Source organism: Paraurantiacibacter namhicola (assembly GCF_001687545.1).
Classification (GTDB): Bacteria; Pseudomonadota; Alphaproteobacteria; order Sphingomonadales; family Sphingomonadaceae; genus Paraurantiacibacter; species Paraurantiacibacter namhicola.
On record NZ_CP016545.1, the window covers coordinates 1,976,152 to 2,000,288 of the forward strand.

General features: G+C 63.4%; 25 protein-coding genes and 2 tRNA genes. 5 read left to right on the forward strand and 22 right to left on the reverse strand.

Features of this window, described 5'->3' with window-relative positions; genetic code table 11:
- Window positions 1-4 precede the first annotated feature (4 nt).
- Both A6F65_RS09620 and A6F65_RS09625 read right to left on the reverse strand, forming a co-directional pair.
- The gene (locus A6F65_RS09620) at window positions 5-1,069 is read right to left on the reverse strand and encodes a Leu/Phe/Val dehydrogenase (protein WP_067788199.1); all 1,065 of its coding nucleotides are present in this window, start codon (window positions 1,067-1,069) and stop codon (window positions 5-7) included.
- Between the two features lie 51 nt (window positions 1,070-1,120).
- Window positions 1,121-1,197: transfer RNA gene (locus A6F65_RS09625), tRNA-His, on the reverse strand.
- A 182-nt stretch (window positions 1,198-1,379) separates the two neighbouring features.
- Between A6F65_RS09625 and A6F65_RS09630 the strand changes: the two genes are divergently transcribed.
- On the forward strand, window positions 1,380-2,012 hold the full coding sequence (locus tag A6F65_RS09630) for a prolyl hydroxylase family protein (RefSeq protein WP_067788201.1): 633 nt from the start codon (window positions 1,380-1,382) through the stop codon (window positions 2,010-2,012).
- Window positions 2,009-2,434, forward strand: coding sequence for a GFA family protein (locus A6F65_RS09635; protein WP_237164808.1), 426 nt, complete (start codon window positions 2,009-2,011; stop codon window positions 2,432-2,434). Before A6F65_RS09630 ends, A6F65_RS09635 begins: the two co-directional genes overlap by 4 nt.
- Before the next feature lie 48 nt (window positions 2,435-2,482).
- Here the strand turns inward: A6F65_RS09635 and rpmE are convergent, their stop codons facing one another.
- The 10 genes from rpmE to pyrH form a co-directional block, all read right to left on the reverse strand.
- Window positions 2,483-2,710, reverse strand: coding sequence for a 50S ribosomal protein L31 (gene rpmE / locus A6F65_RS09640; protein WP_067788203.1), 228 nt, complete (start codon window positions 2,708-2,710; stop codon window positions 2,483-2,485).
- Window positions 2,711-2,813: 103 nt separating this feature from the next.
- The gene (gene fabZ / locus A6F65_RS09645) at window positions 2,814-3,269 is read right to left on the reverse strand and encodes a 3-hydroxyacyl-ACP dehydratase FabZ (RefSeq protein ID WP_067788205.1); all 456 of its coding nucleotides are present in this window, start codon (window positions 3,267-3,269) and stop codon (window positions 2,814-2,816) included.
- A gap of 24 nt (window positions 3,270-3,293) precedes the next feature.
- Window positions 3,294-3,971: an OmpH family outer membrane protein gene (locus tag A6F65_RS09650; RefSeq protein ID WP_067788207.1), complete on the reverse strand. Its 678-nt coding sequence runs from the start codon at window positions 3,969-3,971 to the stop codon at window positions 3,294-3,296.
- Window positions 3,971-6,682 carry an outer membrane protein assembly factor BamA gene (gene bamA, locus A6F65_RS09655; protein ID WP_067788209.1) on the reverse strand — a complete coding sequence of 904 codons (2,712 nt, stop codon included), beginning with the start codon at window positions 6,680-6,682 and terminating at the stop codon, window positions 3,971-3,973. The genes A6F65_RS09650 and bamA overlap by 1 nt, the downstream gene beginning before the upstream one ends.
- A gap of 190 nt (window positions 6,683-6,872) precedes the next feature.
- Entirely contained in the window at window positions 6,873-8,051 is a 1,179-nt protein-coding gene (gene rseP / locus A6F65_RS09660) for an RIP metalloprotease RseP (RefSeq protein ID WP_067788211.1), read from the reverse strand.
- 3 nt (window positions 8,052-8,054) lie between these two features.
- The gene (locus A6F65_RS09665; protein WP_067788213.1) at window positions 8,055-9,209 is read right to left on the reverse strand and encodes a 1-deoxy-D-xylulose-5-phosphate reductoisomerase; all 1,155 of its coding nucleotides are present in this window, start codon (window positions 9,207-9,209) and stop codon (window positions 8,055-8,057) included.
- Window positions 9,206-10,033, reverse strand: coding sequence for a phosphatidate cytidylyltransferase (locus A6F65_RS13185; protein ID WP_083989415.1), 828 nt, complete (start codon window positions 10,031-10,033; stop codon window positions 9,206-9,208). The genes A6F65_RS09665 and A6F65_RS13185 overlap by 4 nt, the downstream gene beginning before the upstream one ends.
- Complete coding sequence (gene uppS, locus A6F65_RS09675; protein WP_067788215.1) at window positions 10,020-10,706, reverse strand: polyprenyl diphosphate synthase; 687 nt, start codon at window positions 10,704-10,706, stop codon at window positions 10,020-10,022. Before uppS ends, A6F65_RS13185 begins: the two co-directional genes overlap by 14 nt.
- Before the next feature lie 103 nt (window positions 10,707-10,809).
- Entirely contained in the window at window positions 10,810-11,367 is a 558-nt protein-coding gene (frr, locus tag A6F65_RS09680) for a ribosome recycling factor (protein ID WP_067788217.1), read from the reverse strand.
- On the reverse strand, window positions 11,367-12,092 hold the full coding sequence (gene pyrH, locus A6F65_RS09685; RefSeq protein WP_067788219.1) for a UMP kinase: 726 nt from the start codon (window positions 12,090-12,092) through the stop codon (window positions 11,367-11,369). The genes frr and pyrH overlap by 1 nt, the downstream gene beginning before the upstream one ends.
- Window positions 12,093-12,213: 121 nt before the next feature.
- Here pyrH and A6F65_RS09690 point away from each other — a divergent pair, with 121 nt between their 5' ends.
- Window positions 12,214-13,077 carry a metallophosphoesterase gene (locus A6F65_RS09690; RefSeq protein ID WP_067788220.1) on the forward strand — a complete coding sequence of 288 codons (864 nt, stop codon included), beginning with the start codon at window positions 12,214-12,216 and terminating at the stop codon, window positions 13,075-13,077.
- A gap of 64 nt (window positions 13,078-13,141) precedes the next feature.
- Here A6F65_RS09690 and A6F65_RS09695 read toward each other — a convergent pair whose 3' ends face one another.
- The 6 genes from A6F65_RS09695 to A6F65_RS09720 form a co-directional block, all read right to left on the reverse strand.
- Entirely contained in the window at window positions 13,142-13,678 is a 537-nt protein-coding gene (locus tag A6F65_RS09695) for a DUF1036 domain-containing protein (protein ID WP_083989418.1), read from the reverse strand.
- A gap of 188 nt (window positions 13,679-13,866) precedes the next feature.
- A complete protein-coding gene (gene tsf / locus A6F65_RS09700) occupies window positions 13,867-14,793 on the reverse strand; it encodes a translation elongation factor Ts (protein WP_067788225.1) in 927 nt (308 codons plus the stop codon).
- Window positions 14,794-14,904: 111 nt separating this feature from the next.
- Window positions 14,905-15,675: a 30S ribosomal protein S2 gene (rpsB, locus tag A6F65_RS09705; RefSeq protein ID WP_067788228.1), complete on the reverse strand. Its 771-nt coding sequence runs from the start codon at window positions 15,673-15,675 to the stop codon at window positions 14,905-14,907.
- A gap of 545 nt (window positions 15,676-16,220) precedes the next feature.
- A complete protein-coding gene (gene pssA / locus A6F65_RS09710; RefSeq protein ID WP_067788230.1) occupies window positions 16,221-17,114 on the reverse strand; it encodes a CDP-diacylglycerol--serine O-phosphatidyltransferase in 894 nt (297 codons plus the stop codon).
- Window positions 17,115-17,122: 8 nt separating this feature from the next.
- Window positions 17,123-17,875, reverse strand: a complete 753-nt coding sequence (locus A6F65_RS09715) for a phosphatidylserine decarboxylase (protein ID WP_067788232.1) — start codon at window positions 17,873-17,875, stop codon at window positions 17,123-17,125.
- A 75-nt stretch (window positions 17,876-17,950) separates the two neighbouring features.
- Window positions 17,951-18,036: transfer RNA gene (locus tag A6F65_RS09720), tRNA-Tyr, on the reverse strand.
- A gap of 139 nt (window positions 18,037-18,175) precedes the next feature.
- Here A6F65_RS09720 and rlmB point away from each other — a divergent pair.
- The gene (gene rlmB, locus A6F65_RS09725) at window positions 18,176-18,973 is read left to right on the forward strand and encodes a 23S rRNA (guanosine(2251)-2'-O)-methyltransferase RlmB (RefSeq protein WP_067788234.1); all 798 of its coding nucleotides are present in this window, start codon (window positions 18,176-18,178) and stop codon (window positions 18,971-18,973) included.
- A gap of 21 nt (window positions 18,974-18,994) precedes the next feature.
- Window positions 18,995-19,855 (forward strand): hypothetical protein, encoded by an 861-nt coding sequence (locus A6F65_RS09730; protein WP_067788235.1) that lies wholly within the window; start codon window positions 18,995-18,997, stop codon window positions 19,853-19,855.
- Window positions 19,856-19,960: 105 nt separating this feature from the next.
- Here the strand turns inward: A6F65_RS09730 and A6F65_RS09735 are convergent, their stop codons facing one another.
- From A6F65_RS09735 to A6F65_RS09750, 4 genes are all read right to left on the reverse strand, one after another.
- Entirely contained in the window at window positions 19,961-20,233 is a 273-nt protein-coding gene (locus A6F65_RS09735; RefSeq protein WP_067788236.1) for an HU family DNA-binding protein, read from the reverse strand.
- 257 nt (window positions 20,234-20,490) lie between these two features.
- Complete coding sequence (lon, locus tag A6F65_RS09740) at window positions 20,491-22,872, reverse strand: endopeptidase La (protein ID WP_067788239.1); 2,382 nt, start codon at window positions 22,870-22,872, stop codon at window positions 20,491-20,493.
- Between the two features lie 322 nt (window positions 22,873-23,194).
- The gene (locus tag A6F65_RS09745; RefSeq protein WP_083989421.1) at window positions 23,195-23,770 is read right to left on the reverse strand and encodes an SRPBCC family protein; all 576 of its coding nucleotides are present in this window, start codon (window positions 23,768-23,770) and stop codon (window positions 23,195-23,197) included.
- Between the two features lie 23 nt (window positions 23,771-23,793).
- A complete protein-coding gene (locus A6F65_RS09750; RefSeq protein ID WP_067790461.1) occupies window positions 23,794-24,135 on the reverse strand; it encodes a YbaB/EbfC family nucleoid-associated protein in 342 nt (113 codons plus the stop codon).
- Window positions 24,136-24,137: the final 2 nt, after the last annotated feature.

Consider the following 24,137-nt stretch of genomic DNA (forward strand, 5'->3'; position numbering starts at 1 on the left):
GGGCTTAGCCCCGGCCGATCAGGGCCTGGGCCATGCGGTCGGCCACGACATCGGACGGCTCGCCCGTGTCTTCGCTTTCCTGCCAGATCTCGGTCAGGCGGCCGGGAATCTGCGCGATCCGGCGGCGCACCTCGTTGATGTCGCAGGGCGCGCCCTTTTGGCGGCAGAGATATTCCAGGCTGACATTGATGATGCCGCCGGCGTTGATCACGTAATCGGGTGCATACAGGATGCCGCGCTCCGCCAGCACCTTGCCGTGATGCGCGCGGGCCAGCTGGTTGTTCGCCCCGCCGGCCACGATGGCGCAATCGAGCCGGGCAATGCCTTCGTCATCCAGGATCGCGCCCAGCGCGTTGGGGCTGAACACATCGCAGGCGATGCCCATGATCGCGTCCGCAGCCACGGCATTGGCGCCCAATTCCTTTGCCAGCTGCTCGGCGCGCGCGGGATCGATATCGGCCAGGGTCAGCTTCGCCCCGTCCTTCGCCAGCAGGCGCGCGACTCCGCCGCCGACACTGCCCGTGCCCTGCAGAGCCACATGGACGCCCTGCACACTGTCCTTGCCAAGCTTGTGCTGAACCGCCGCCTTGATGCCGTGATAGATGCCCATGGCCGTGAACGGGCCGGGATCGCCGCCGGCATCGCCATCTTCGGCAGGAAGGCCGCAGACATGCGCCGTGCGCTGCGCAATCGTGACCATGTCGGCTTCGCTGGCGCCGACATCTTCGGCGGTGACGTAATTGCCGCCAAGCGCCTCGACGGCGTCGCCGAAGGCGTGGAGCATCTCAGCCGTCTTGGTGCGGTCCTTGTCGAGCAGGACGACCGCCTTGCCGCCGCCCATCGGCAGGCCGGCCATGGCGTTCTTGTAGCTCATCCCGCGGGAGAGGCGCAGGGCATCGCGCATGGCATCCTTCGGCTCGGCATAGTGCCAGAACCGCGTGCCGCCCGCGCCGGGGCCGAGATGCGTGGAATGCAGGGCGATAATCGCCGTCAGGCCGGACTTGCGATCGTGCACCAGCTCGACCCGCTCATGCGCGTCGTAATCGCTTTCGGTCCAGAATGCCGTCATGTTGCGAGCCCCAACCTTGTCGCTTCGAATCTGCGCGGACAGGCTGGAAAATGGGGCGATCGAGGGGTCTCGAACCCCCGACCTCCGGTACCACAAACCGGCGCTCTAACCAACTGAGCTACGATCGCCACAGCCTGAGCCGCATGGGGGCTGTTAGGCTGCTGCGCCCGCCGGTCAAGCGGCGAATGGCGCGCGGGCGAGCCTGTTGCACAAGCGGCCTGCGATGCAAAGTGAAAACTGCGCGATACGCCTGCAAACGCAACAATATTTCAGCCTTGGTTGCGCGCTGCACGCGCGTTATCAGGCTGGCATGACGAATCCGGGAGAAGCCGACACCGCTTTGCTGGGCAACACGCCCGGCGTTCGCAAGGTGCCGAGCGACAGGCTGCAGATGTACACCGTGCCGGGATTCCTCCCGCCGGAACTGTGCCAGCAACTGATGGACATGATCGACCGCGACCGGCGCCCCTCCACCATCGCCGATCCCAATGGCGACAGTTATTTCCGCACCAGCGAGACCTGCGATCTCGACCCGTCCGATCCCATCATCCAGGACCTTGAGCGGCAACTGTATGCCATCAATGGCATCGACCCCGCGCATGGCGAGCCCGTGCAGGGGCAGCGGTATGAGCCGGGGCAGGAATTCAAGGCGCACACCGACTATTTCGAGCCGAACGGACAGGACTTCCACAAGTTTACCCATGTCGCGGGCCAGCGCACCTGGACCTTCATGGTTTATCTGAACGATGTGGAAGCCGGCGGCGCGACGCGGTTCAAGGTCATCAAGAAGATGTTTCAGCCTGAGCAGGGCCGGCTCGTCTGCTGGAACAACAAGCGCCCCGACGGGACGCTGAACGCCGCGACGATGCATCACGCGATGAAGGTGCGCAAAGGCCTGAAATACGTGATTACGAAGTGGTACCGCGAAAGGCCGTGGGGGTGAGCACGGCCGGCCACCGCGAAGGCGGCTGCCATTGCGGCGCAGTGCGCTTCCGCTTCGCCATGCCCGAACAGCCGCTGATCCGCCGCTGCAACTGCACGATCTGCGCCATGAAGGGCATCGTGATGCTCGATGTCCCAAAGAGCGACGTCGCAGTCACGAAAGGGCAGCAGGCCCTGTCGACCTATCAATTCGGCAGCGAGATCGCGAAGCATCACTTCTGTTCGCGTTGCGGCATCCATGTCTTGCAGGATTTGCGGTCCGAACCGGACAATTGCGGCGTCAGCCTTGCCTGCGTCGATGGCATGTCGATCTACGACCTGGCCGATACGCCTGTCTTCGACGGGCAGAACCATCCCGCCGACACGGGTGAATACAGCTATGTCGGGGTTATGCGGTTCGAAAGGACGCCGCGCGAATCATAAAGGGCGGCCCCGCGGGACCGCCCTTTGCATATTCCGTAACCGGAAAGCTTACTTCTTCTTGAGGGAAAGCCCGCCGAAACGCTTGTTGAACTGGGCAACGCGGCCGCCGTCCTGCAGGCGCTGCGGGCCGCCGGTCCAGGCCGGGTGGCTGGTCGGGTCGATTTCCAGGTTCATGGTATCGCCTTCCTTGCCCCAAGTGGAGCGCGTCTGGAATTCGGTACCATCCGTCATCTTGACGGTGATCATGTGGTAATCGGGGTGCGTATCGGCCTTCATGGCATAAGTCCTTGCTAGCGCGGCCCGGTTCCGACCGGACATGCTGTTGTGCGGGAAAGCGCGCCCTTTAAGGCGCGTTTGAGTGTTTGGCAAGCGTTGCGCGTCAACCCGGCGGGTCGGCGATCATCGCGGTGAATTCGGCGTCGCAGGTGGTCTTGCCCTCAACGCTGGCCGTGCCCTTGAACTTGTAGATTCGGCTGCGCTTCTGGGTGAATTCCACATGCAGGTCGAGCAGGCAGCCCGGCTCCACCGGGGCGCGGAACTTCGCGCCTTCGATGCCCATGAAATAGACCAGCTTGCCGGTCCCGGCCAGTTCCAGCGTCTCGATCCCGAGGATCGCGGCGGCCTGCGCCATGGCCTCGATCTGCAAGACACCGGGCATGATCGGGCGTCCCGGGAAATGGCCCTGGAAGTATTCCTCGTTGAACGAAACGGCCTTTACCGCGTGGATGCGCTCACCAAGGGTGATGGAACGCACCTTGTCCACGAGCAGCAGGGGATAGCGATGCGGAAGGGCCTTCAGCACCTTCACGATGTCGAACGACGCTTCTTCGCTCATGCCCCTGCCCCTCGTCTCTGGACCTTAGCGGCCGGATGCGGCCGGTGCAGCTGCTGCCGGAGCAGCCTGCTGCTGGGCCTGCGCCTGTGCCTGCTGCTCGCGCAGTTCGGCCGGCAGCCAGCCCTGCGGCGGAACGATCTGCACGCTCGGCAGGAGCGCGTCGAGTTCCGTCAGCACAGCCTGGTTCAGATTGTACGTGCTGTCTGCGTAGAGGACATTGTCCGGGCTGATGACCAGCGTGATGCCGTTCTTGTCGGCTGCCGTCTTGATGGCGGGCGAAAGCTGGGCGTTGATCTGCTCTTCGACATAGGCCTGCGACAGGATCACCGGCGCCAGGATTTGCTGCAGTTCGCGCTGGCCATTGGCCTCGATCTGCTGGATCTGCTGGGACAGCTGCTGCATCCGGTTGCGGTCCGGATTGGCGGACTGCTGCAGGGTCTGCAGTTCGGTGTAGAGCGGCTGGAGCTGCGCGCCAATGGCTGCGCGGCGCTGTTCCGCCTGGTCGTAGAACTGCTTGTAAGTGACCGGACGCTGCTGCTCGGCCTGCTTGTAGGCGGCGGAGTTTGCGACCACGGCCGGGATGTTCACGATGGCAACGCCGGGCGCACGCGTCTGTGCGACTGCCGGTGCAGTTGCCAGAGGTGCTGCAAGCGTGCCGAGCGCAAGGCCGGCAGCCAATGCGGACTTCAGGAGAATTTTCATCAGAATTGCGTTCCTACATTGAAGGAGAATATCTTGGTCTCATCGCCTTCCTGCTTCAGCAGGGGATAGGCGACGTCGATCCGGAACGGGCCGAACGGCGAGTTCCAGTTCACACCGATACCGATCGAGACGCGGGGGCTAGGCGAATTGCCATAGAATTCCTCCACGAACGGCGGCAGGCGACGTCCGAGCGGCGTGTTGGGATTGCCACCCGGGTCAAGCGGGTTGGTCACGACATCGCTGCTCACGACATTGCCCATGTTATCTAGGGTGTCTTCCCTGAACAGCTCGTTGCCGTTTTCATCCCGGCTGGGAATAAACAGGCCGGCGGGGAACGGGCTGTTGACCAGCTGCGGCGTCTTGAGGCCGAAGACGGCGCCCACGTCGATGAAGGCGGACGGACGCAGGCCCAGTTCACGCGCACCGCTGCCCAGCGGGATCTCCACCTCGGCACGGCCAAGGTAGAAACCGGTACCGCCAAGGGCGTCGGTCGAGCTCTGGCGCTCGTCATCGATCGGCGTCAGGACCGTGTTGCCGTTGCCGTCCTGCGTATAGAAGCGCCGCACCACGCGCGGGCCGACGCCGCGGATGTCGAAGCCGCGGATCTGCGGCTCGCCAAGGAAGAAACGGTCGTTCAGCAGCACATCGTCAGCATTGGCACCGCGATCCTTCAAGCCCTTGATGACGCCCGTCTCCAGGCTGAGCGAGAAGATGAAGCCGCTGCCGAAGTTCCAGTACTTCGCAGCGTTACCCGTCAGGCGTGCGTAGCGGACGGACCCACCGAGGCCGGCCACATCCAGGCTGACACTGCCGGCCTGGCCACGCGTCGGGCGGATGCGGTTATCCGTCGCGTTGTAGATGAACGACAAGCCGAGGATCGAGCTGGTCCGCGAACCGATCGCATCGCACAGGTAACGGCCCACCAGCAGCGGTTCGCAGCTGCTGATGCCATCGCCATCGAAGTCGGCGAAATACAGGGACTCATCCACGGTGATATCGTCGATATTCAGCGTGTAACGGGCCAGGACCGAGCTGTATTCTGTCAGCGGCAGGCCGGCACGCAGCTGGAAGCCGGTGGTGGACTGCTCGAACGTCGCACTGTCGCGGTCGAAATAGCCGTTGTTGTAGTCCTTGCGGTAGATATCGATACCGGCGGAGATGTTCTTGTCGAACACGTAAGGCTCGGTGAAGCTCAGCGATGCGGACTGCGAGAACCGCGAGTAGTTCGCCGAGAGGCCGATCGTCTGCCCGCGCCCGCGGAAGTTGCGCTGGCGGATGGAGCCCTGGAAGATGAAGCTTTCAAGGCTGGAGAAACCCGCCGAGAGCGAGAGTTCGCCTGTCGCCTGCTCCTGCACGTTGGCTTCCAGCACAATCCGGTCGGGCGAGGAGCCTTCGACCTGCGTAACCTCGAAGTTTTCCTGGAAATAGCCCAGCGAATTGATGCGGGCCGTGGTGCGCTTGACGCCCAGCGAGCTGAAGGCATCGCCCTCTGCCACGCGGAATTCGCGGCGGATGACCTTGTCCTGCGTCAGCGTGTTGCCGTTGATGTCGACACGCTCGACATAGGTCCGGTCGGATTCGTTGATGGTGAACGTGATGTCCATCGTCATCGTTTCGGGATTGCGTTCGAATTCCGGGCGGACATCGGCAAAGGCATAGCCGAATGCACCAGCCGTCTCGCTCAGCTGCTCGACAGTGTCTTCAACGGTCTTGGCATTGTACCACTCGCCGGTTTCCATCGGCAGGCCCGCGGTCAGGCGCGTGCTGTCGAAATCGCGGATGCGGCTGTCGACCTTCACTTCGCCGAACTTGTAGCGCTCGCCTTCTTCCACCACGTAAGTGATGATGAAGTCCTTCTTGTCCGGCGTCAGCTCCGCAACGGCGGAAACGACGCGGAAGTCGGCATAACCTTCGGTCAGGTAGAACTGGCGCAACTTCTGCTGGTCGAAAGCAAGGCGGTCCGGGTCATAGCTGGTGCCGCTGCTGAAAATCTTCAGCAGGCCGGCTTCCTGCGTGATCATCTCGCCCTTCAGATCGCCATCGGAGAATGCCTCATTACCGATGATGTTGATGGCGCGGACCTTGGACTTGGGCCCTTCCGTGATCTCGTAGACGACATCCACGCGGTTCTGGCTGAGCTGGACCATCTTCGGCTCGACCGTGGCGGCGAAGCGGCCCTGGCGCTTGTACAGCTCGATGATGCGCGTGACGTCGGCGCGAACCTTGGACCGGGTAAAGATCTGGCGCGGGGCCAGCTTGATTTCCGGCAGGATCTTGTCGTCCTTGATCTTCTTGTTGCCCTCCAGGACAATACGGTTGATCACCGGGTTTTCCACCACGCGGATGACGACATTGCCGTTATCGAAGGTGATCGAATAATCCGCAAACAGCTCCGTCGCGGCAAGGTCCTTCAGCACCTGGTCGGCCACGGCAGCCGTGTATTCCATACCGGGTTGAAGCTGGATGTAGCTGACGATGGTCTGCGGCTCGAGGCGCTGCGCACCTGCCACGGCAATCGTGCGAACGGTCATATCCTGCGCGGCGGGAGCCGGCGGATTTTGTGCAGGTTGGGCCTGCGTCTCGGCAGGCTGTGCCTGCGTTGCCGGTGCATCCTGTGCGGACACCCCAAGCGGCATGCCCGCAAGCGCGGTGCAGCCCAGCAGGGCGGTTGCATAACGGGTGGCTTTGATGGTCTTGGCCCTGCGGCTCATATACCGTCCAATCTCGTGTCGACTTTTCCTGCGGCGCGGTTGGCATTCCTGCCTGTCCCTTGCCGTTCCCGACCCCCGGGAACATAGCCCCGACCGTGCCGGGACCCAGGCCAAAGCCCTTGCCCGATGGTGGCGGTGCAATCAAGCGGACCGTTGCCGGTAGGTGTCAGCCGTGTTTCCTTTTCCCCGCCTAGCCGCCGAACACGGGCAGCGAGGCGATGTCGTTCACCGTGACAAACAGCATCAGGGCCAGCACAAGTGCGATCCCGGTGCGATACGCCAATTCCATCGATCGGGGGCTGGCAGGCTTCCGGCGGATCGCTTCCGCCGCATAGAATGCCAGGTGCCCACCATCGAGGGCGGGGATTGGCAGCAGGTTAATGAATGCCAAATTAAGAGAGATGAGCGCGGCGAAGCTGACAAAGGCCATTGCGCCGAGGCTGAGCTGCTCCCCGGCGTATTTGGAAATCTTTATCGGGCCGCCCAGCTCCTTCACGCTGCGCTTTCCCGTGATGATCTGGCCGATGCCTAAGATCATCATGCGGGTAATGCGCACGCACTCCCGCCAACCGAGAGCGATGGATTCAAGAACGCCCACCTCTTCGAACGTGATCTGGTTGCTGAAAATACCGAGCCGACCGATCATCGACTTATTCCCAAATTGATCGGTCGCCAAAAAGGCTTCAGTCACTACCGGAATCTCGAACGACTTCCCATCGCGCTCGATCTCCAGAACCATGCGCTTATTGGGCCTCATGATGACCTTGTCAGAGATATTCTGGAACTCGACCATCGGATCGCCATCAATCGCTACAATACGGTCGCCAATCTCAAGTCCGGCATCTCTCGCAGCCGACGCTTGCGCAAAATTCCGCACCACATTGGTTTCGGCAGGGTCTACTGGCGCTGGCTTGCCAACAGCCGCGAAAAAAGCAGCAAAAATAACAATGGCAATCAACAGATTCATCACCGGCCCGGCGGCCACGATCAGCGCACGCTGCCATAGTTTCGCATGATGGAAGCCTGCGCCCTGCACAGGCCGGTGCTCGTCTTCGGCAAGTGCCTCGGGCGTGCCCATGCCGAAGGTGGCGTCCTCCGCCTCCTCGTCGGCCTGGCCGACGCTGGCGGGATTCATGTCGCCCTTGAACTGGACATAGCCGCCCAGCGGCAGGGCGGAGAGCTTCCAGCGCGTGCCGCGCTTGTCCGTAAAGCCCGCCAGTTCCTTGCCGAAGCCGACGGAGAAAGCCTGCGCGCCGACGCCGAACCAGCGCCCGACGAGGTAATGGCCAAGCTCGTGCAGCGTCACCAGCGGCCCCAGCACCAGCAGGAAGCCGAGGACCCACATCCAGACAGGCGTCGATTCGAACATGGGTCAGGCGGTCTCCAGCAATTCGCCCGCGCGCGCCCGCGCTTCGGCATCCACGGCCAGGACATCGTCCAGCGTGGCCGGTGCATCGGGCATGGCGGTTTCCAGGGTCTGCGCCACCAATGACGAAATTTGCGTGAATTTCACCTGACCGGCGAGGAAGGCGGCGACCGCCACCTCGTTCGCTGCGTTCAGTACCGCCGGGGCCGCCCCGCCCGCCTGCAGCGCCTCGCGCGCCAGCCGCGTGGCAGGGAAGCGCGCCTCGTCCGGCGCCTCGAAGGTCAGCTGGCCGATGGCAGCAAGGTCCAGGCTGTCCATCGGCGTGTCCATGCGCTGCGGCCAGGCGAGGCAGCTGGCGATGGGCACGCGCATGTCGCTCGGCCCCAACTGCGCCAGCGTGGAGCCGTCGCGGTATTCGACCATGGAATGGATGACGCTCTGCGGATGCACCACGATGGAAAGCCGCTCCACGCCCACGGGGAACAGGTGGAAGGCTTCGATATACTCGAGGCCCTTGTTCATCATCGTGGCGGAATCGACGCTGATCTTCGCGCCCATGGACCAGTTCGGATGGGCGACGGCCTGCTCGGGGGTCGCGGCGTCCAGTTCGGCCATGCTCCAGGTCCGCAGGGGTCCGCCGCTGGCCGTCAGCGTGATGCGCTTCACATCCTCCACGCGATTGCCTGCGAGGCACTGGAAGATGGCGTTGTGCTCGCTGTCGGTTGGCAGCAAGGTTGCGCCGTGCTTCGCGACGGCAGCGGTCAGCACCTCGCCGGCCGAGACCAGCGCTTCCTTGTTGGCGAGCGCGATGGCCCCGCCCTGCTCCACCGCCGCCATGACGGGCGCGAGGCCCGCCGTGCCGACGATGCCTGCCACCACCATGTCCGCCGGGCGGGAAGCCGCCTCGCACAGCGCCTGCGCGCCGCCCGCGGTTTCTGTGCGCGCATCCCCCAGCGCAGCGCGAAGGTCCGGCAGGCAGCTCTCGTCGCCCACCACCGCCAGCTCCGCATCGAATTCCCGCGCCAGCGCGCCCAGCTCCTCCGCCGAGCAATTCGCCGTCAGCGCAACGACCCGCCACGCCTCGCGGTTGCGCCGGACAAGATCGAGCGTGGATGCCCCGATGGAGCCCGTCGCGCCGAGGATGGTGATGGTGCGGGTCATGTGAGCACGAAGCCAAGCACGCCGACAGCAAATGCGACAGCGATCACGCCATCGACGCGATCGAAGACTCCACCGTGACCGGGGATCAGATTTGACGAATCCTTCACACCGGCTTTCCTTTTCAGCCAGCTTTCAAGAAAGTCGCCTGCTTGCGCGACGCTTGCGAAAACAAACCCTATCAGAGCGATCAAGCCGTAATCGCTGAACTCTGCTGTCCAATAGCTACAAAAGGGTTCAATGAAACCGAACTGATGCGCTCCGACGGTAACAAATTCCGGCCCGCGTTCTTGCAACCATGCGCAGCTCAAACGATCCCACTGCATGGCAACAGCAAGAAAAATGGTCGCGCCGAGCGCGCCACCGAATAATCCAGCCCAAGTCTTCGACGGGCTAATGCGCGGTGCAATCTTCGGTCCGCCGAAGGTGCGTCCAGAAAAATAGGCGAAGGTGTCGACACAAACGACAATGCCGACACAAATTGCGACTTTGGAAGCAGGAAACTCACCAAGTGTCCAAGCCGCAAAGCCAATATAGCCCAATCCGGCCGCCATCCCGACGATACGCCAGGCAAGCGGACCGCCGATCCGCTTTACCAGCCGCAGGAATTCCCACGCCGTCGCAAGCGCAATCAGCGCGATGAATGCGTCGAGGAACCAGCCGCCGAACCACAGCGCCGCTCCGGCCACCGCCAGCATCACCATTGCGCTCGCCGCGCGCTTGGGCAAGTCGCTCGTGCGGACGGAGAGCGGGACGGTGGTGAGGCGCTTCATTCCCGCCTTGAAGCGGTCGCGCTTGCGGAGGGGTTTTTCGTCACCGCCCGCCATAGCGCCGCTCCCGGTTAGCGAAGTCGTCCAGCGCGGTTTTCAGGTGGTCCACGGTGAAATCGGGCCACAGCGTGTCGACGAAGACCATTTCCGCATAGGCCGCCTGCCATAGCAGGAAATTGGACAGCCGGACTTCGCCGCTGGTGCGGATGAGCAGGTCGAGCGGCGGCAGGTCGGCAGTGTCGAGATTGGCGGAGATCGTCTCGGTCGTCACCTCACCCTCTAATGCAGCCTTGGCCGCGGCGCGGGCGATTTCCTGCTGGCTGCCGTAATTGAGCGCCACGGCCACCGTCCGGCTGCCGCCGCTGGTGCGCTCCAGCGCATCCTCCAGGCTGGCCACGATATCGGCATCCAGCCCGCGCCAGTCGCCCAGGATCTTCAGCTGCACATCGTTGGCGATGAATTCCGGCAGGTCGGATTTGATGAAACGGCGCATCAGCTGCATCAGGTCGCCGACTTCCTCCTCCGGCCGCTTCCAGTTCTCGGAGCTGAAGGCGTAAAGCGTGATGCATTCGATGCCGAGCGACCCAAGGCTGCGCACCAGCGCGCGCACCGCCTCCACACCCTTGCGATGCCCCATGGCGCGCGGCAGGTGGTTGCGCTTCGCCCAGCGGCCATTGCCATCCATGATGACGGCGACGTGGCGCGCGCGATTACCGGTTTCGTCTCCCATCAGAAAATCCGCTCAGGCTGAGCCTGTCGAAGCCCCATCAGGCGGCGCGCGACATCCTTCGACAGGCTCAGGATGAGCGGGCGCTGTGTGGCCTCGCCAGGCATCACTGTGTCATGATTTCCTTTTCCTTCGCGTCGGTCACTTCATCGACTTCGGCGACATATTTGTCGGTCAGCTTCTGGACCTCTTCCTCGGACCTTTTGCGGTCGTCTTCAGAGATTTCCTTCTTCTTCTCGTCTTCCTTCAGGCTTTCCATCCCATCGCGGCGCACGTTGCGGATGGCGATCTTGGCCTTCTCCGCATACTGGCCGGCCAGCTTCGCCAGCTCGCGGCGGCGTTCCTCGTTGAGGTCGGGCATGGGCAGGCGGATGGTCTGGCCGTCGGTCATCGGGTTGAGGCCGAGGTTCGCCTTGGCGATCCCCTTCTCCACCGCGCTGACATTGCTCTTGTCCCACACCTGCACGCTGAGCATGCGCGGTTCGGGAGCGGAGACGGTCGCGACCTGGTTGATCGGCATCATGGAGCCATAGACCTCGGCCACCACGGGATCGAGCAGCGAGACATTGGCGCGCCCGGTGCGCAGGCCGCTGAAATCGCCCTTCAGGCTTTCCACCGCGCCGGCCATCCGCCGTTCAATATCGGATTTGTCGTATTGGGCCATCAGGCCTCTCCCTTCACTATCGTCTGCACACCCTCGCCCGCCAGCACGCGCGCGAGGTTGCCCTTTTCGCGGATCGAGAAGACCACGATGGGAATATCATTGTCGCGGCACAGCGCCACGGCGGAGGCGTCCATTACCCTGAGATTGTCTGCCAGCACACGGTCGTAACTGACCGTGTCGTAACGCTTTGCACCCGCGTTCTTCTTGGGGTCGCTGTCATAGACACCGTCCACGCTGGTGCCCTTCAGCAGCGCGTCGCAGCGCATTTCCGCTGCGCGTAGGGCCGCGCCGCTGTCGGTTGTGAAATAAGGTGCGCCAACGCCCGCAGCAAAGATCACGATGCGGCCCTTCTCGAGGTGCCGTTCCGCACGGCGGCGGATCACCGGTTCGCAGACCTGGTCCATTTCCACTGCGCTCTGCACGCGGGTGTGTACGCCCAGCTGTTCCAGCGCGCTCTGCATGGCCAGTGCGTTCATCACGGTCGCCAGCATGCCCATGTAATCGGCCTGCGCGCGGTCCATGCCCTGCGCTGCGCCTGCCATGCCGCGGAAGATATTGCCGCCGCCGATGACCAGGCAGATTTCAAGGCCGGTTTCCTGCGCCGCCTTCACTTCCTTCGCCAGTTCCAGAACGAAGGCCGGATCGATGCCGAAGCCCTGCTCCCCCATCAGCACCTCGCCTGAAAGTTTCAGCAGGACGCGTTTGACGGGCGGCATCTCGGACATGGCGGGCGTGATTTCCTCTCTGGCGAAACTATCGCACTGACAGCGCCTTAGAGAGCGGTGCGCAGACTGCCAAGGGGGCATGCGGCTTGCGCCACAGCCACCCATCGGCGATTGCGCACCCATGATCCACCAGCCCGGCCAAGAGCAGCGACCATATCGCAAACGGAAGCGCAAGCTCGCACTCGCGATAACCCTTGCCCTGGCGGTCGGGCTGGCCGGGAAAGCCTGGTCCGATACGATGGCGGTGCCCGAAGTGGTCAGCGTGGCGTTCAGCACCCAATTGGGCTCTGCCAACCTGCCCGTGAGGATTGCGCTCCTGAGCGATATCCACGTTGCCGGCCCGGACATGCCGCCCTCCCGCCTTCGCGGGATCGTAAAGCAGGTAAATGCACTCAAGCCGGACTTGGTGCTGATAGCGGGCGACATGGTCAGCGAGAAGCGAACGGCGACGCAGCTGTATTCGGCGCAGGAGGCTATCGAGCCACTTGCCGAGCTAGTCGCCCCGCTGGGTGTCATTGCCGTACCGGGCAACCACGACCACTGGCTGGACATTGGCGAGGTGACGGAGGCCTTTGGGAAGGCGGGCGTTTCCGTCTTGGCCAATGACGCGGTGCAGGCTGGCCCGCTCGCAATCGCGGGCGTGGACGATGACTTCACCGGACGTGCCGACCTTGAACGGACGCTGGGCGCGGCACGCGGATTGTCTGGCCCGCTCATCATCCTGACGCACAGCCCGGATATCTTCCCGCAGGTTCCCGATGGCAGCGGCCTGGTGCTCGCCGGGCATACGCATTGCGGGCAGATTGCCTGGCCATGGGGCGGCTCCCCGGCCACGATGTCGCGCTACGGCCAGCGTTACGCGTGCGGCGTCACGCGCGAGCGAGGCAATATGCTGGTCACATCGGGCGGGCTCGGCACCAGCGTGCTGCCCTTCCGGCTCTTCACCCGGCCGCAAATATGGCTGGTTACCGTAGGAGGCAGCTGAAGATTACCGCCCCCCGCGATTGGCGGGCGCGGCTATCTGCCCGCGCTATCGATTGCGGACAGCCTTACTGTTTGCCGAAATTGTAGATCGCATGCGTGTATTCCACGGGGTGGGTTTCCAGCGTGTCCGTTGTCACCCGCTTTTCCCGTAAGGGATCGCATTTGCGCACGGCAGGCTCGCCGTCCCGCATTTCCAGCCGATAGTTCGTGAAGGATTTCCGGTCCTTGCGCGGAACGCAGATTTCCACGCCGTCGCCTTCCCAGGATTTATAGATTGCGCCGCCGAGGATGCCGTCGGTCTCGCCATAAATGAAGAGCGCGCGCTGGCCCTGCTTCTTTTCCATGTCGATCCAGCGGTTCCAGATGACCTTCTTGCATTCGCCCGGCTGGACGGTCCACCAACCGATGGTTTCCCAGTCATTGTAGGAGACACCCGATGTGACCGCGAACCGAACAGGCTCGTCGATCTTGTTGCAGGCGTAGATCTGGAAGTAGTTTTCGAGTTCCCCGGGCGGGATCTGCGAACTGGCCGGAGCTGCGCTCGCTGCGGCCATCGCGATGGCGGCCGATGCGAGTATTGCTGGGCGGAAAACAGGTTTCATTTCGGGTCCCCTCCAATGCCGGGTCGTGGCGGCTGTTGGGGCCCTAGCCAGCAACGCATGACTGCAAGCTGCACCAGTTTGTCAGCAATTGTAAGGGTATGGCCAGAACGGGCAGGCCCCGAAAAAGGAAACGGCCGCCGAACGTGGTGTCCGGCGGCCGTCTGAAAATCGGCGAATGGCGGAAAGCCTCAGCCCTTGACGGCTGCTGCCACTTCCGCGGCGAAATCGCTTTCTTCCTTCTCGATGCCCTCGCCCAGCTGGAAGCGGACATAGTCCTTCAGGACCACTTCGGTCCCGGCTTCCTTGCCGGCCTTGGCCACGACGTCTGCGACGGGCGTCTTGTTGTCCATCACGAAGACCTGGCTGAGCAGCGCGTTTTCCTTGGCGAACTTCTTCACCGCGCCTTCGACCATCTTTTCCTGCACTTCGGCGGGCTTGCCGGATTCGGCAGCCTTTTCGGCGGCGATGGCGCGCTCGCGCTCGATAACGTCCGCATCCAGTCCGTCAGCGTCCAGCGCCTGCGGGAAAGCAGCGGCGATGTGCATGGCCAGCTGCTTGCCGAGGCCTTCGAGCATGGCCTTGTCGGCCGAGCTTTCCAGCGCGACAAGCACGCCGATCTTGCCGAGGCCGGGGGTGACGGCATTGTGCATGTAAGGCACGACCACGCCGTCGGAGACGGAGACGGTCTTCATGCGGCGAACCTGCTGGTTCTCGCCAATGGTGGCGACATTGTTGGTCAGCTTCTCGGTCACCGTACCGCCATCGGGGTAATCGGCGGCCTTCAGCGCGTCGACATCGTCCGAATCCTGCTTCAGCGCGGTTTCGGTGGTCTTGCGCACGAAGTCCTGGAACTGGTCGTTCTTGGCGACGAAGTCGGTTTCGGAATTCACCTCGACGGCAACGCCCTTGGTGCCTTCCACGGCCACGCCCACGAGGCCTTCGGCAGCGGTGCGGCTGGACTTCTTCTGCACGGCGGCAAGGCCCTTGGCGCGCAGCGCGTCAACCGCGGCTTCCACGTCGCCATCGGTTTCGGCCAGCGCCTTCTTGCAGTCCATCATGCCCGCGCCGGTCTTCTCGCGCAGGGCCTTTACGTCAGCAGCGGTGTAACCTGCCATGTCGTATACTCCTGAATATGATTGGGGCGCCGGACCGATAGGGATGGTCCGGCGCAGATAGCTTGCTGTTGGCGGGGCCGGCGCACTGTGGCGCCGGCCTTACCGGGATGATCAGGCCTTGGCCGGTTCCGCTGCGGCGGCAGCTTCTTCGGGCGGGTTTTCCATGGCGCCGACATCGGCACCGGAATCCGCAACGCCTTCGCCCTTGCCGGTGCTGGCTGCTTCGGCAACCGCATCGCAATACAGGCGCACAGCGCGGCTGGCATCGTCATTGCCGGGGATCGGGAAAGCGATGCCTTCCGGATCGACATTGGTGTCGAGCACGGCGATCACGGGAATGCCAAGGACGTTGGCTTCCTTGATGGCCAGGTCTTCCTTGTTGGCGTCGATCACGAACATCACGTCCGGGATGCCGCCCATGTCGCGAATACCGCCAAGGGACATTTCCAGCTTGTCGCGCTCACGCGTCAGCTGCAGCGTTTCCTTCTTGGTCAGTCCGGTCATCTCGCCTGCGAGCTGCTCGTCCAGAGCCTTGAGGCGCTTGATGGACTGGCTGATCGTCTTCCAGTTGGTGAGCATGCCGCCCAGCCAGCGATGGTTGACGAAGTGCTGGCCGCTGCGCAGCGCAGCTTCGCGGATCGGATCCTGCGCCTGGCGCTTCGTGCCGACGAACAGCACCTTGCCGCCTGCGCGGACGGTCTGCTGCACGAAGTCGAGGGCGCGGGCCATCAGGGGCACGGTCTGCGACAGGTCGATGATGTGGACACCGTTGCGCGCGCCGAAGATGTACGGCTTCATGCGCGGGTTCCAGCGGTGGGTCTGGTGGCCGAAATGCGATCCGGCTTCGATCAATTGCTGCATCGTGACGGTAGGAGCCGCCATAATATAATTCCTTCCGGTTGTTCCTCTGGACAGCCTGGGGAACCGTGGCGGAGATCCCGCCTGCGGCACCGGTATGGATGGCCATCCATGTGAATTTGCCCGTGACGGATAAGCGAAAATCGCGCCAAATCCCGCCGGACGCGGGGGCACATAGCGCATTGGCGCGCAAATTCCAGCATCAATTTGTCGCAAAAATAATTCGCACTGCCGTTCTTCGCGCTTGACACGCGAGAACAAAACAGGAACAAAGGGCTCAGACGCACCGAAGCCGGGAACTGGTTAACCGGAATAGGTGTTTTCCACAAGTCTCCCACAGGCTGTCCACCGGCTTGTCGGCGACACCAAGGTAAAGGGCAAAGTCATGCTGGCAGTCGTTACATCCCTGTTTATCGGCCTCGTCGCCGTAGCTGCCATCGCCGTTTCGGCGCGCTCGATCCGCCATGGCATTGCTGCCATGAACCGGATCCAGGGAGAGATTGCTGCGCTGGAGCCGATGGCTGTCAACGCGCCCAAGGCAGTTCTTGCGGAGCTCGCAAGCCTGCGCCCTATCGCGGAACGCCCGTCACATCGAACGGCTCGACCGGCTTTTTCTCCGCGTCCGCGTCGCGCTCGGCGCGCCGCCGCCTGACCCGGGCGTAAGACCACACGGCATAAGGCATCAGCGCGAGGTAGATCGCGCAGATCACAACCAGCGTCCACCACGGTTCTGTCAGCAGGGCTGCGAACAGCAGGCCGGCAACGGCTATCGCCTCCAGCCTGATGGAACGGCGCGGCCGGAAGGATTTCCAGCTCAGCGTGGCGATGTTGGAAATCATCAGCACCGCCATGGCAACGACCCAGATGGCCACGAGCCATGGCTGACGGAACATCTCCTCGCCGCTGGCGATCCACAGATACATCGGGAAGAAGGCAAGCCCCGCCCCGACCGGCGCCGGAACTCCGGTGAGATAGCCGGCCGACTTGTGCGGCTGTTCATCCAAGTCGATCCGCGCATTGAAGCGTGCCAAGCGAAGCACGCAGCAGATGGCGAACAGCAGGCTGGCGAACCAGCCGAAGCGCGGCAGGTCCTGCAGGCTCCACATGAACAGGACGAGCGCGGGGGCGACACCGAAGTCGATCGAATCCGCCAGGCTGTCCACTTCCGCCCCGAAGCGCGACTGCGCGTTCAGCAAGCGGGCAATGCGCCCGTCGATCCCGTCGAGCAGGCCGGCGAGAAGGATGGCAAGCAGTGCCTTTTCCCACTCACCCGAAATGCCAAAGCGGATGCCGGTCAGGCCCGCGCAGATTGCGGCGGCGGTGATGGCGCTGGGAATGACAGCGCGCAGGCTGAGCCCGCCCGCGATCCGGCCTGCAGGCTTGCCCTCGTCCTCTTCACTCGCCTTGGGGCCAAGCCATGCGGGGCCCGGATCGATCGGACGGTCCTCGTCCTGCGGTCGCATACCCTGGCTCACTGGCTCACCCCTTCGATCAAAATTCTCTGTCCTAATTCGCCAAGCACCGTTTCGCCGGCGATGACCCGCTGGCCCAGCAGCACGGATGAACCCGTGCCGCGCGGCAGGTAGACATCGACGCGGCTGCCGAAGCGGATCAGGCCGACCCGCTGCCCGGCCGCAACCATGTCCCCCGGCTTGATGAAGGGCACGATACGCCGCGCTATCAGACCGGCAATCTGCGTGAAGCCGATATTCGTCCCGTCCGGGCGCTTGACCAGCACGTGCTGGCGCTCATTTTCTTCGCTAGCCTTGTCGAGATCCGCATTCATGAAGCGGCCGGGGATATAGACGACGCGCTGCACCGTTCCCGAAACCGGGCTACGATTGATGTGCACGTCGAACACAGACATGAAGATCGAAATGCGCGTGGCGGGCTCCGTGCCCAGGCCTGCATCGCCAAGATTGCCCGGCCCCTGCAATTCGGGCGGCGGTGGCACCTGCTCAATCTGCGTGACGAGACCATCGGCGGGCGACAGGATCAGCCGGTCGTCCTGCGGCACCACCCGTTCCGGATCGCGGAAGAATGCGAAGACGCCTGCGGAAAGCAGCAACAGCGGCCAGCCGATGATTTCCCAATCCAGGACGAGCAGGAAAACGAGGCTTACGCCGATCGCGGCCAGCCCGTATTTCCGGCCTTCGGGATGTATTGCTGGCAGGCTCCACGTAGCATCGCCGCGGCCCTGATTGTCGCTCAATTCACCTGACATGCCTCCCGTCTAGGCCGATGGGGATTTGCCGACAAGGAAGCTGTTTGAAATTCGCACGGGAGAGTGAAGGCTCTGTGGTGGACAGGGCTGGATTCGAACCAGCGTACGCTTGCGCGGGCAGATTTACAGTCTGCTGCCTTTAACCACTCGGCCACCTGTCCACCGGAGAGCCGGTCTGCGGGTGATACCCGCCAGTGCCCCGCAAGGGGGCGCTTCCGGCCGAGTGCGCCGCCCAATGGCGAAGCCGCGCTTGCCTGTCAATGGTCACGCTGGCAGGGCGGGAACAAAGGAAGGAATTCGATGGCCAAACGCGGGAAACAAAAGGCGCTGCGCGGGCGCGCCGGTCGCATGGAAGGCGGGCGCGGTTCGGGCAAGCGCAAGAGCAGTGCCGTGCGCCTGTGGGGCCGGCATGCGGTAGAAGCTGCCCTGATGAATCCGCGGCGCGAGTATCGCAAGCTGTGGGCGACGCGCGAAGGGATCGAGACGCTGGACGGCGAGCTGCCGCCAGATTTCCCGGTCGAATATGCGGAGGTGCAGGACCTTGCACGGCTGGTGGCGAAGGACGCGCCGCACCAGGGCCTCGTGCTGGAATGCGAGCCCCTGCCCGACATCTTCCTGGATGAAGCGCTGGACGGGGAAGCCGCGCGCCCGATCGTGGTGCTGGACCAGGTGACCGACCCGCACAATGTCGGCGCGATCCTGCGCTCAGCCGCCGCGTTCGGTGCATCTGCCATCGTCACGCAGGACAGGCATGCCCCGCCCGAAGGCGGCGTGATCGGCAAGTCCGCATCCGGCGCGCTCGAACGTGTACCGTGGGTGCGCGTCGTCAACCTGTCTCGCGCGCTGGAAGAGATGGCGGACGCCGGATACTGGCGCATCGGGCTGGCCGGGGAAGCGGAAGCCACGCTGGCAGAGGCGCTGCCCGCGGGCCCTGTCGCACTCGTTCTCGGCGCAGAAGGCGAAGGCCTGCGCCACAATATCGGCCAGCACTGCGATGCCCTCGCGCGCCTGCCTATCAGCGATGCGATGGAAAGCCTCAATGTATCGAATGCTGCGGCAATCGCACTTTATGCTACATCGACTCGCAAGTTGGATTGACGACAAGAGACGGGGGATCAAATGACGAAGACTTTAAACCGCATGCGCAATGCGTGCCTCGTGGTGGCAGCAAGCCTGCTCCTGACGGGCTGCCTCTTCTCGCCGGGCAAGTTCGGCAGCCAGCTGGCGCTCTACAAGGACGGCAGCTTCACCTACACCTATGATGGCGAGATCGTATTCTTCATGCTGACCGACTTCGCGAAGGACCTGGACGGAGAGGCGGCGGCCGAATTCACACCGTCCTGCTTCGACGAGGAAACCTACGAAGACCGCGACTGCACCGAGGAAGAGATCGCCCAGCAGCGCGAGGAATGGGACGCCCAGGCCGAGGCGCGTGCAGAGCGCGAGGCGAAGGAGATGGCCGAGATGCAGGCCATGTTCGGTTTCGATCCGTCCGATCCCGAAGCCGGCAACCAGATCGCGTCCAGGCTCGAGCGCCAGGCAGGCTGGGACAGCGTGACCTATCGCGGCGAAGGCATTTTCGATGTGCGCTACTCGATCAGCGGCACGCTCAGCCACGATTTTGCCTTTCCTACCGTCGAAGGCATGCCGTCTGTCACCCCCTTCCTGGCAACCTACCGGCGTGACGGCGGCAAGGTGCGGATAGATGCCCCGGCGTTCACCGGCGGCGAAGGCGGCGCCGGGTCCAACGGCATGAGCCCCAATATGGGCCTGCTCGGAATGGCGATGATGGGAAGCGGTGGAGACAAGATGCCGCAGTTCGCCAATATCGAAGGCACGTTTGCCATCGTGACCGACGGCGAGATCCTGGCCAACAACACCGACGAAGGTCCGGAAGACCTCGGCAATGGAACGCGGCGCCTGACCTGGTCCATCGATGCAAAGACCGCCGCTTCGCCGACAGCCCTGATCGGGTTCTGACGGCAGGGGCTGCCCTATACAGCAGCCAAAGAGAAAGGCCGCATCCCAGCTGGGGTGCGGCCTTTCTCTTTGCGACGGGGTGATGGTCACCCCGTCGGAAACGGATCAGTTCACCGCGTCCTTCAAGCCCTTGCCGGCCTTGAACTTGGGCTGAGTGGAAGCCTTGATCGTCATCGGCTCGCCAGTGCGCGGGTTGCGGCCCGTGGAGGCCTTGCGCTTTGCCGTGGAGAACGTGCCGAAGCCGACGAGGCGAACTTCATCACCCTTGGACAGCGTGCTGGTGATCGTGTCGAACACACCTTCGACCGCCTTGGTCGCATCGCTGCGCGAAAGACCGCTGGAGTCTGCGACGGCGCCGATAAGTTCGTTCTTGTTCATGTGAAGTAAGCCCCTCGATTGTGGTTTGTTATGTGCCTGAATCGCCAAGCGATGACGGCGGATTTGAAACGTTTTTGACCCCGCTGTCAAAGGCTAAACCGGCCAGAATCGGCCAATCTTGATGGTTTTTTGACCATCGGCTGGCGAGTTTGGCCGGTTCGCATAACAAAGGTCATGGACCGCAGCGCGATCAAAACGCGCGCGGTATTCGAGTCGCTGCGCTGCAGCAATCGGGCCGCCTTTTTTACCGCATTTGCTCAGTGAGCGGTCGCCCCGCCCCGGTCCGCCGGCGCAGGCTGGCTGGCAAGGTCGTCCGCCTCCGTCCACTCGATCGCGGCCGGCAGAGCGACCAGTGCGCGCTCCAGCACCTCGTCGACATGGCTGACGGGCACGATCTCGAGCCCTTCCTTCACATTGTCCGGAATTTCCGCGAGGTCCTTCTCGTTTTCCTGCGGGATCAGCACGGTCGTGATGCCGCCGCGAAGGGCAGCCAGCAGCTTCTCCTTCAGGCCGCCAATCGGCAGCACCCGGCCGCGTAGTGTGACCTCGCCCGTCATCGCCACGTCGGGGCGGACCGCAATGCCCGCCAGCGTGGAGACGATGGAAGTCACCATACCGATGCCCGCGCTCGGCCCGTCCTTGGGCACGGCGCCTTCGGGCAGGTGGATGTGGACGTTCTTGCGCTGGAACAGGCTGGGCTTGATGCCATAGGCTGGCGCGCGCGCTTTCACGAAGCTGAAGGCCGCAGCGATGCTTTCATTCATCACCTCGCCCAGCTTGCCCGTGGTCTTGACCTCGCCCTTGCCCGGCGTGGTAACGCTTTCGATGGTCAGCAATTCGCCGCCCACCTCCGTCCAGGCGAGGCCCGTGACGGCGCCGATCTGCGCCTCTTCCTCGCCCATGCCGTGCTTGTGGCGGCGCACGCCTGCGAAATCCGAGAGGTTCTCCGGCGTGATGGTCACCCCTTCCGTCTCGCCTTCCAGGATGCGGCGCAGCACCTTGCGGCACAGCTTGGCAATCTCACGCTCCAGCGTGCGGACACCGGCCTCGCGCGTGTAGTAGCGGATGAGGTCGCGCAGGCCGTCTTCCTGCAGCGCGAACTCGCCGTCCTTCAGGCCGTGGTTCTCGACCTGCTTGGCGACGAGGTGGCGCTGGGCGATCTCGACTTTCTCGTCCTCCGTATACCCTTCCAGCCGGATGATCTCCATCCGGTCCAGCAGCGGGCGCGGCAGGTCCAGGCTGTTGGCGGTGCACACGAACATGATGTCCGAAAGGTCGATATCGAGTTCGAGGTAGTGATCCTGGAACTTCGCATTCTGTTCGGGGTCGAGCACCTCCAGCAGCGCGCTGGCGGGATCGCCGCGGAAGTCCTGGCCCAGCTTGTCGATCTCATCGAGCAGGAAGAGCGGGTTAGACTTGCCAGCCTTGCGCAGGTTCGTGACGATCTTGCCCGGCAGGCTGCCGATGTAAGTACGGCGGTGGCCACGGATCTCCGCCTCGTCCCGCACGCCGCCAAGCGACTGGCGCACGAAGGCACGGCCCGTGGCGCGTGCGATGGACTTGCCCAGGCTCGTCTTGCCGACACCGGGCGGGCCGACGAGGCACAGGATCGGGCCCTTCAGGCGGTTGGTGCGCGCCTGCACGGCAAGGTACTCGATGATGCGGTCCTTCACCTTGTCCAGCGCGTAGTGGTCGGCATCCAGGATTTCCTGCGCCTTGCCGATATCCTTCTTCAGCTTGCTCTTCTTGCCCCAGGGCAGGCCCAGCAGCACGTCGAGGTAGTTGCGGATGACGGTTGCCTCGGCGCTCATGGGCTGCATGCCCTTCAGCTTCTTGAGCTCGGCCACGGCCTTGGCGCGGGCTTCCTTGGACAGCTTCGTCTTCTCGATCTTCTCGGCCAGTTCGGCCAGCTCGTCGCCGTCCTCGCCATCGCCGCCCAGCTCCGTCTGGATCGCCTTCAGCTGCTCATTGAGGTAGTATTCGCGCTGCGTCTTCTCCATCTGCCGCTTCACGCGGCCGCGGATCTTGCGCTCCACCTGCAGAACGGACAGCTCGCCATCCATCACGGCGGAGACCAGCTCCAGCCGCTTCATCGGGTCCGCTTCGGCCAGGATCTCCTGCTTCGTCTTCACCTTGGCGTTGATGTTGGCAGCCAGCGTATCGGCCAGCATGCCCGCATCCTCGATCTTGCCGAGTTCGTCGTCCAGCTCGTCGGGCAGCTTCTTGTCGTGCTTGGCGTATTCGAGGAACTGCTCCAGCGCGCCGCGGATCGCGGCTTCCGCTTCCGGCCCGGTCGCCTCGGTGAAGTCCGGCACATCGACCGTGGCAACGACATGGTCGCCCTGCGTCTCCATCGCAGTCACGGTCACGCGGGCCATGCCTTCGACCAGCACGCGCACCGTACCGTCGGGCAGCTTCAGCATCTGCTGCACCTGCGCGATGACGCCCACGTCGAACAGGTCCTCGCGGCCCGGATCGTCCGTCGCCGGGTCGATCTGAGAGAGGAGCACGATGTCGCGCTTTGCATCCATCGCCGCTTCCAGCGCAGCCACCGACTTGTCGCGCCCCACGAAGAGGGGGACGACCATGCCGGGGAACACCACGATGTCGCGCAAGGGGAGGAGGGGGTACTGGCTCATGTCATGCATATCCGTCTGGCTGGCAGGCGGCTGTCCGCAGCGCGCCCGCTGTCTTGCACCGGATATGGGGAGCCTGCCCGCGCCTCGCAATGCGCCACTGCCCGATAGCTGTGGATGCCCTGCCGTTCAGCTTTCGCGGGGCGAAGCTGAAAGGTGTTACAGGTGCTACACAGTCCAGGGGGCAAAAACCGCAGGGCCGGTTCGAAGGAATGGCAGGGGCGCTGCGAAAGAGGAATTGGGAGGCCATGCCCGGCACGTGCCGCATGCCGTGACGGTAGGAAAGGCTTGCCGCCCTCCAGCCTCTGCGCCGAACGCGCGGCGCTCAGTCGCCTGGAAATTTCTTCTGTAGCTGCTGGAATGACCAGGCGTTGCCGACCTTGAAGAACTCGATCAGCTTCAAGGATTCCTCATCCGATCCGTAGCCGATCCCATGGACGGTCACCCGCGTCTGGTTTTCCGACACCTGCTCGAACTCGAAAACGGATGTCAGCCGGTCCATCGTTTCGCGCGCCGCGAACCCTGCCGGTGCCTGCACATTTTTCAAAACAAGCATGCGTTCGGGCACGAAGGCGACGATCTGGTTCTTGATATTGGCCGGATCGCCGATCGTCAGGCTTTCACCGTAACTGGATTCCATCATGCCGCCGATGCGCAGGTCGATCTTCACGTGCGGCACGGCCCAGGACGAATAGCCTTCCTCCGTCACGAAAGCAGCCCAAACGTCGGCGACCGGCGCATCCACGATAACCGACTGCGTCAGCGTCTTGTGATCGCCATCCTCTGACACCACCATTTCGATGGGCTCGTCGAGGGCAAGAGCGGGAGCAGCGGGAACAGCCGCCGCCAGTGTGAACGCCAGTGCTGAACACAAGACGGTGCGGGCGGTGTGCCTGGGCATTCCAGCTCTCCTCTTTTTTTCCACTATCCCATGCCGGGGAAGTTGAAGCCCGGCGGCAGGCCCATGCCGGACTGGATTTCCTGCATCTGGTCGTTTGCCGCCCGGTCCGCCTTGCCGCGCGCGTCGTTGAAGGCGGCGGTCACAAGGTCTTCCAGCACCTGCTTTTCTTCCAGCTTCATCAGGCTGTCATCGATGGAAACGCCCAGGATGCGGCCCTTGGCGGAGCAGCGGATCTTGACCAGCCCGCCGCCGGCGGCGCCTTCCACCTCGATGGTGTCCAGCTTCACCTGCGCATCGTTCATCTGCTTCTGGATGCGCTCTGCCGCTTCCTGCGCGGCCTTCATCATTTCTTCCATGTTTTCCATCG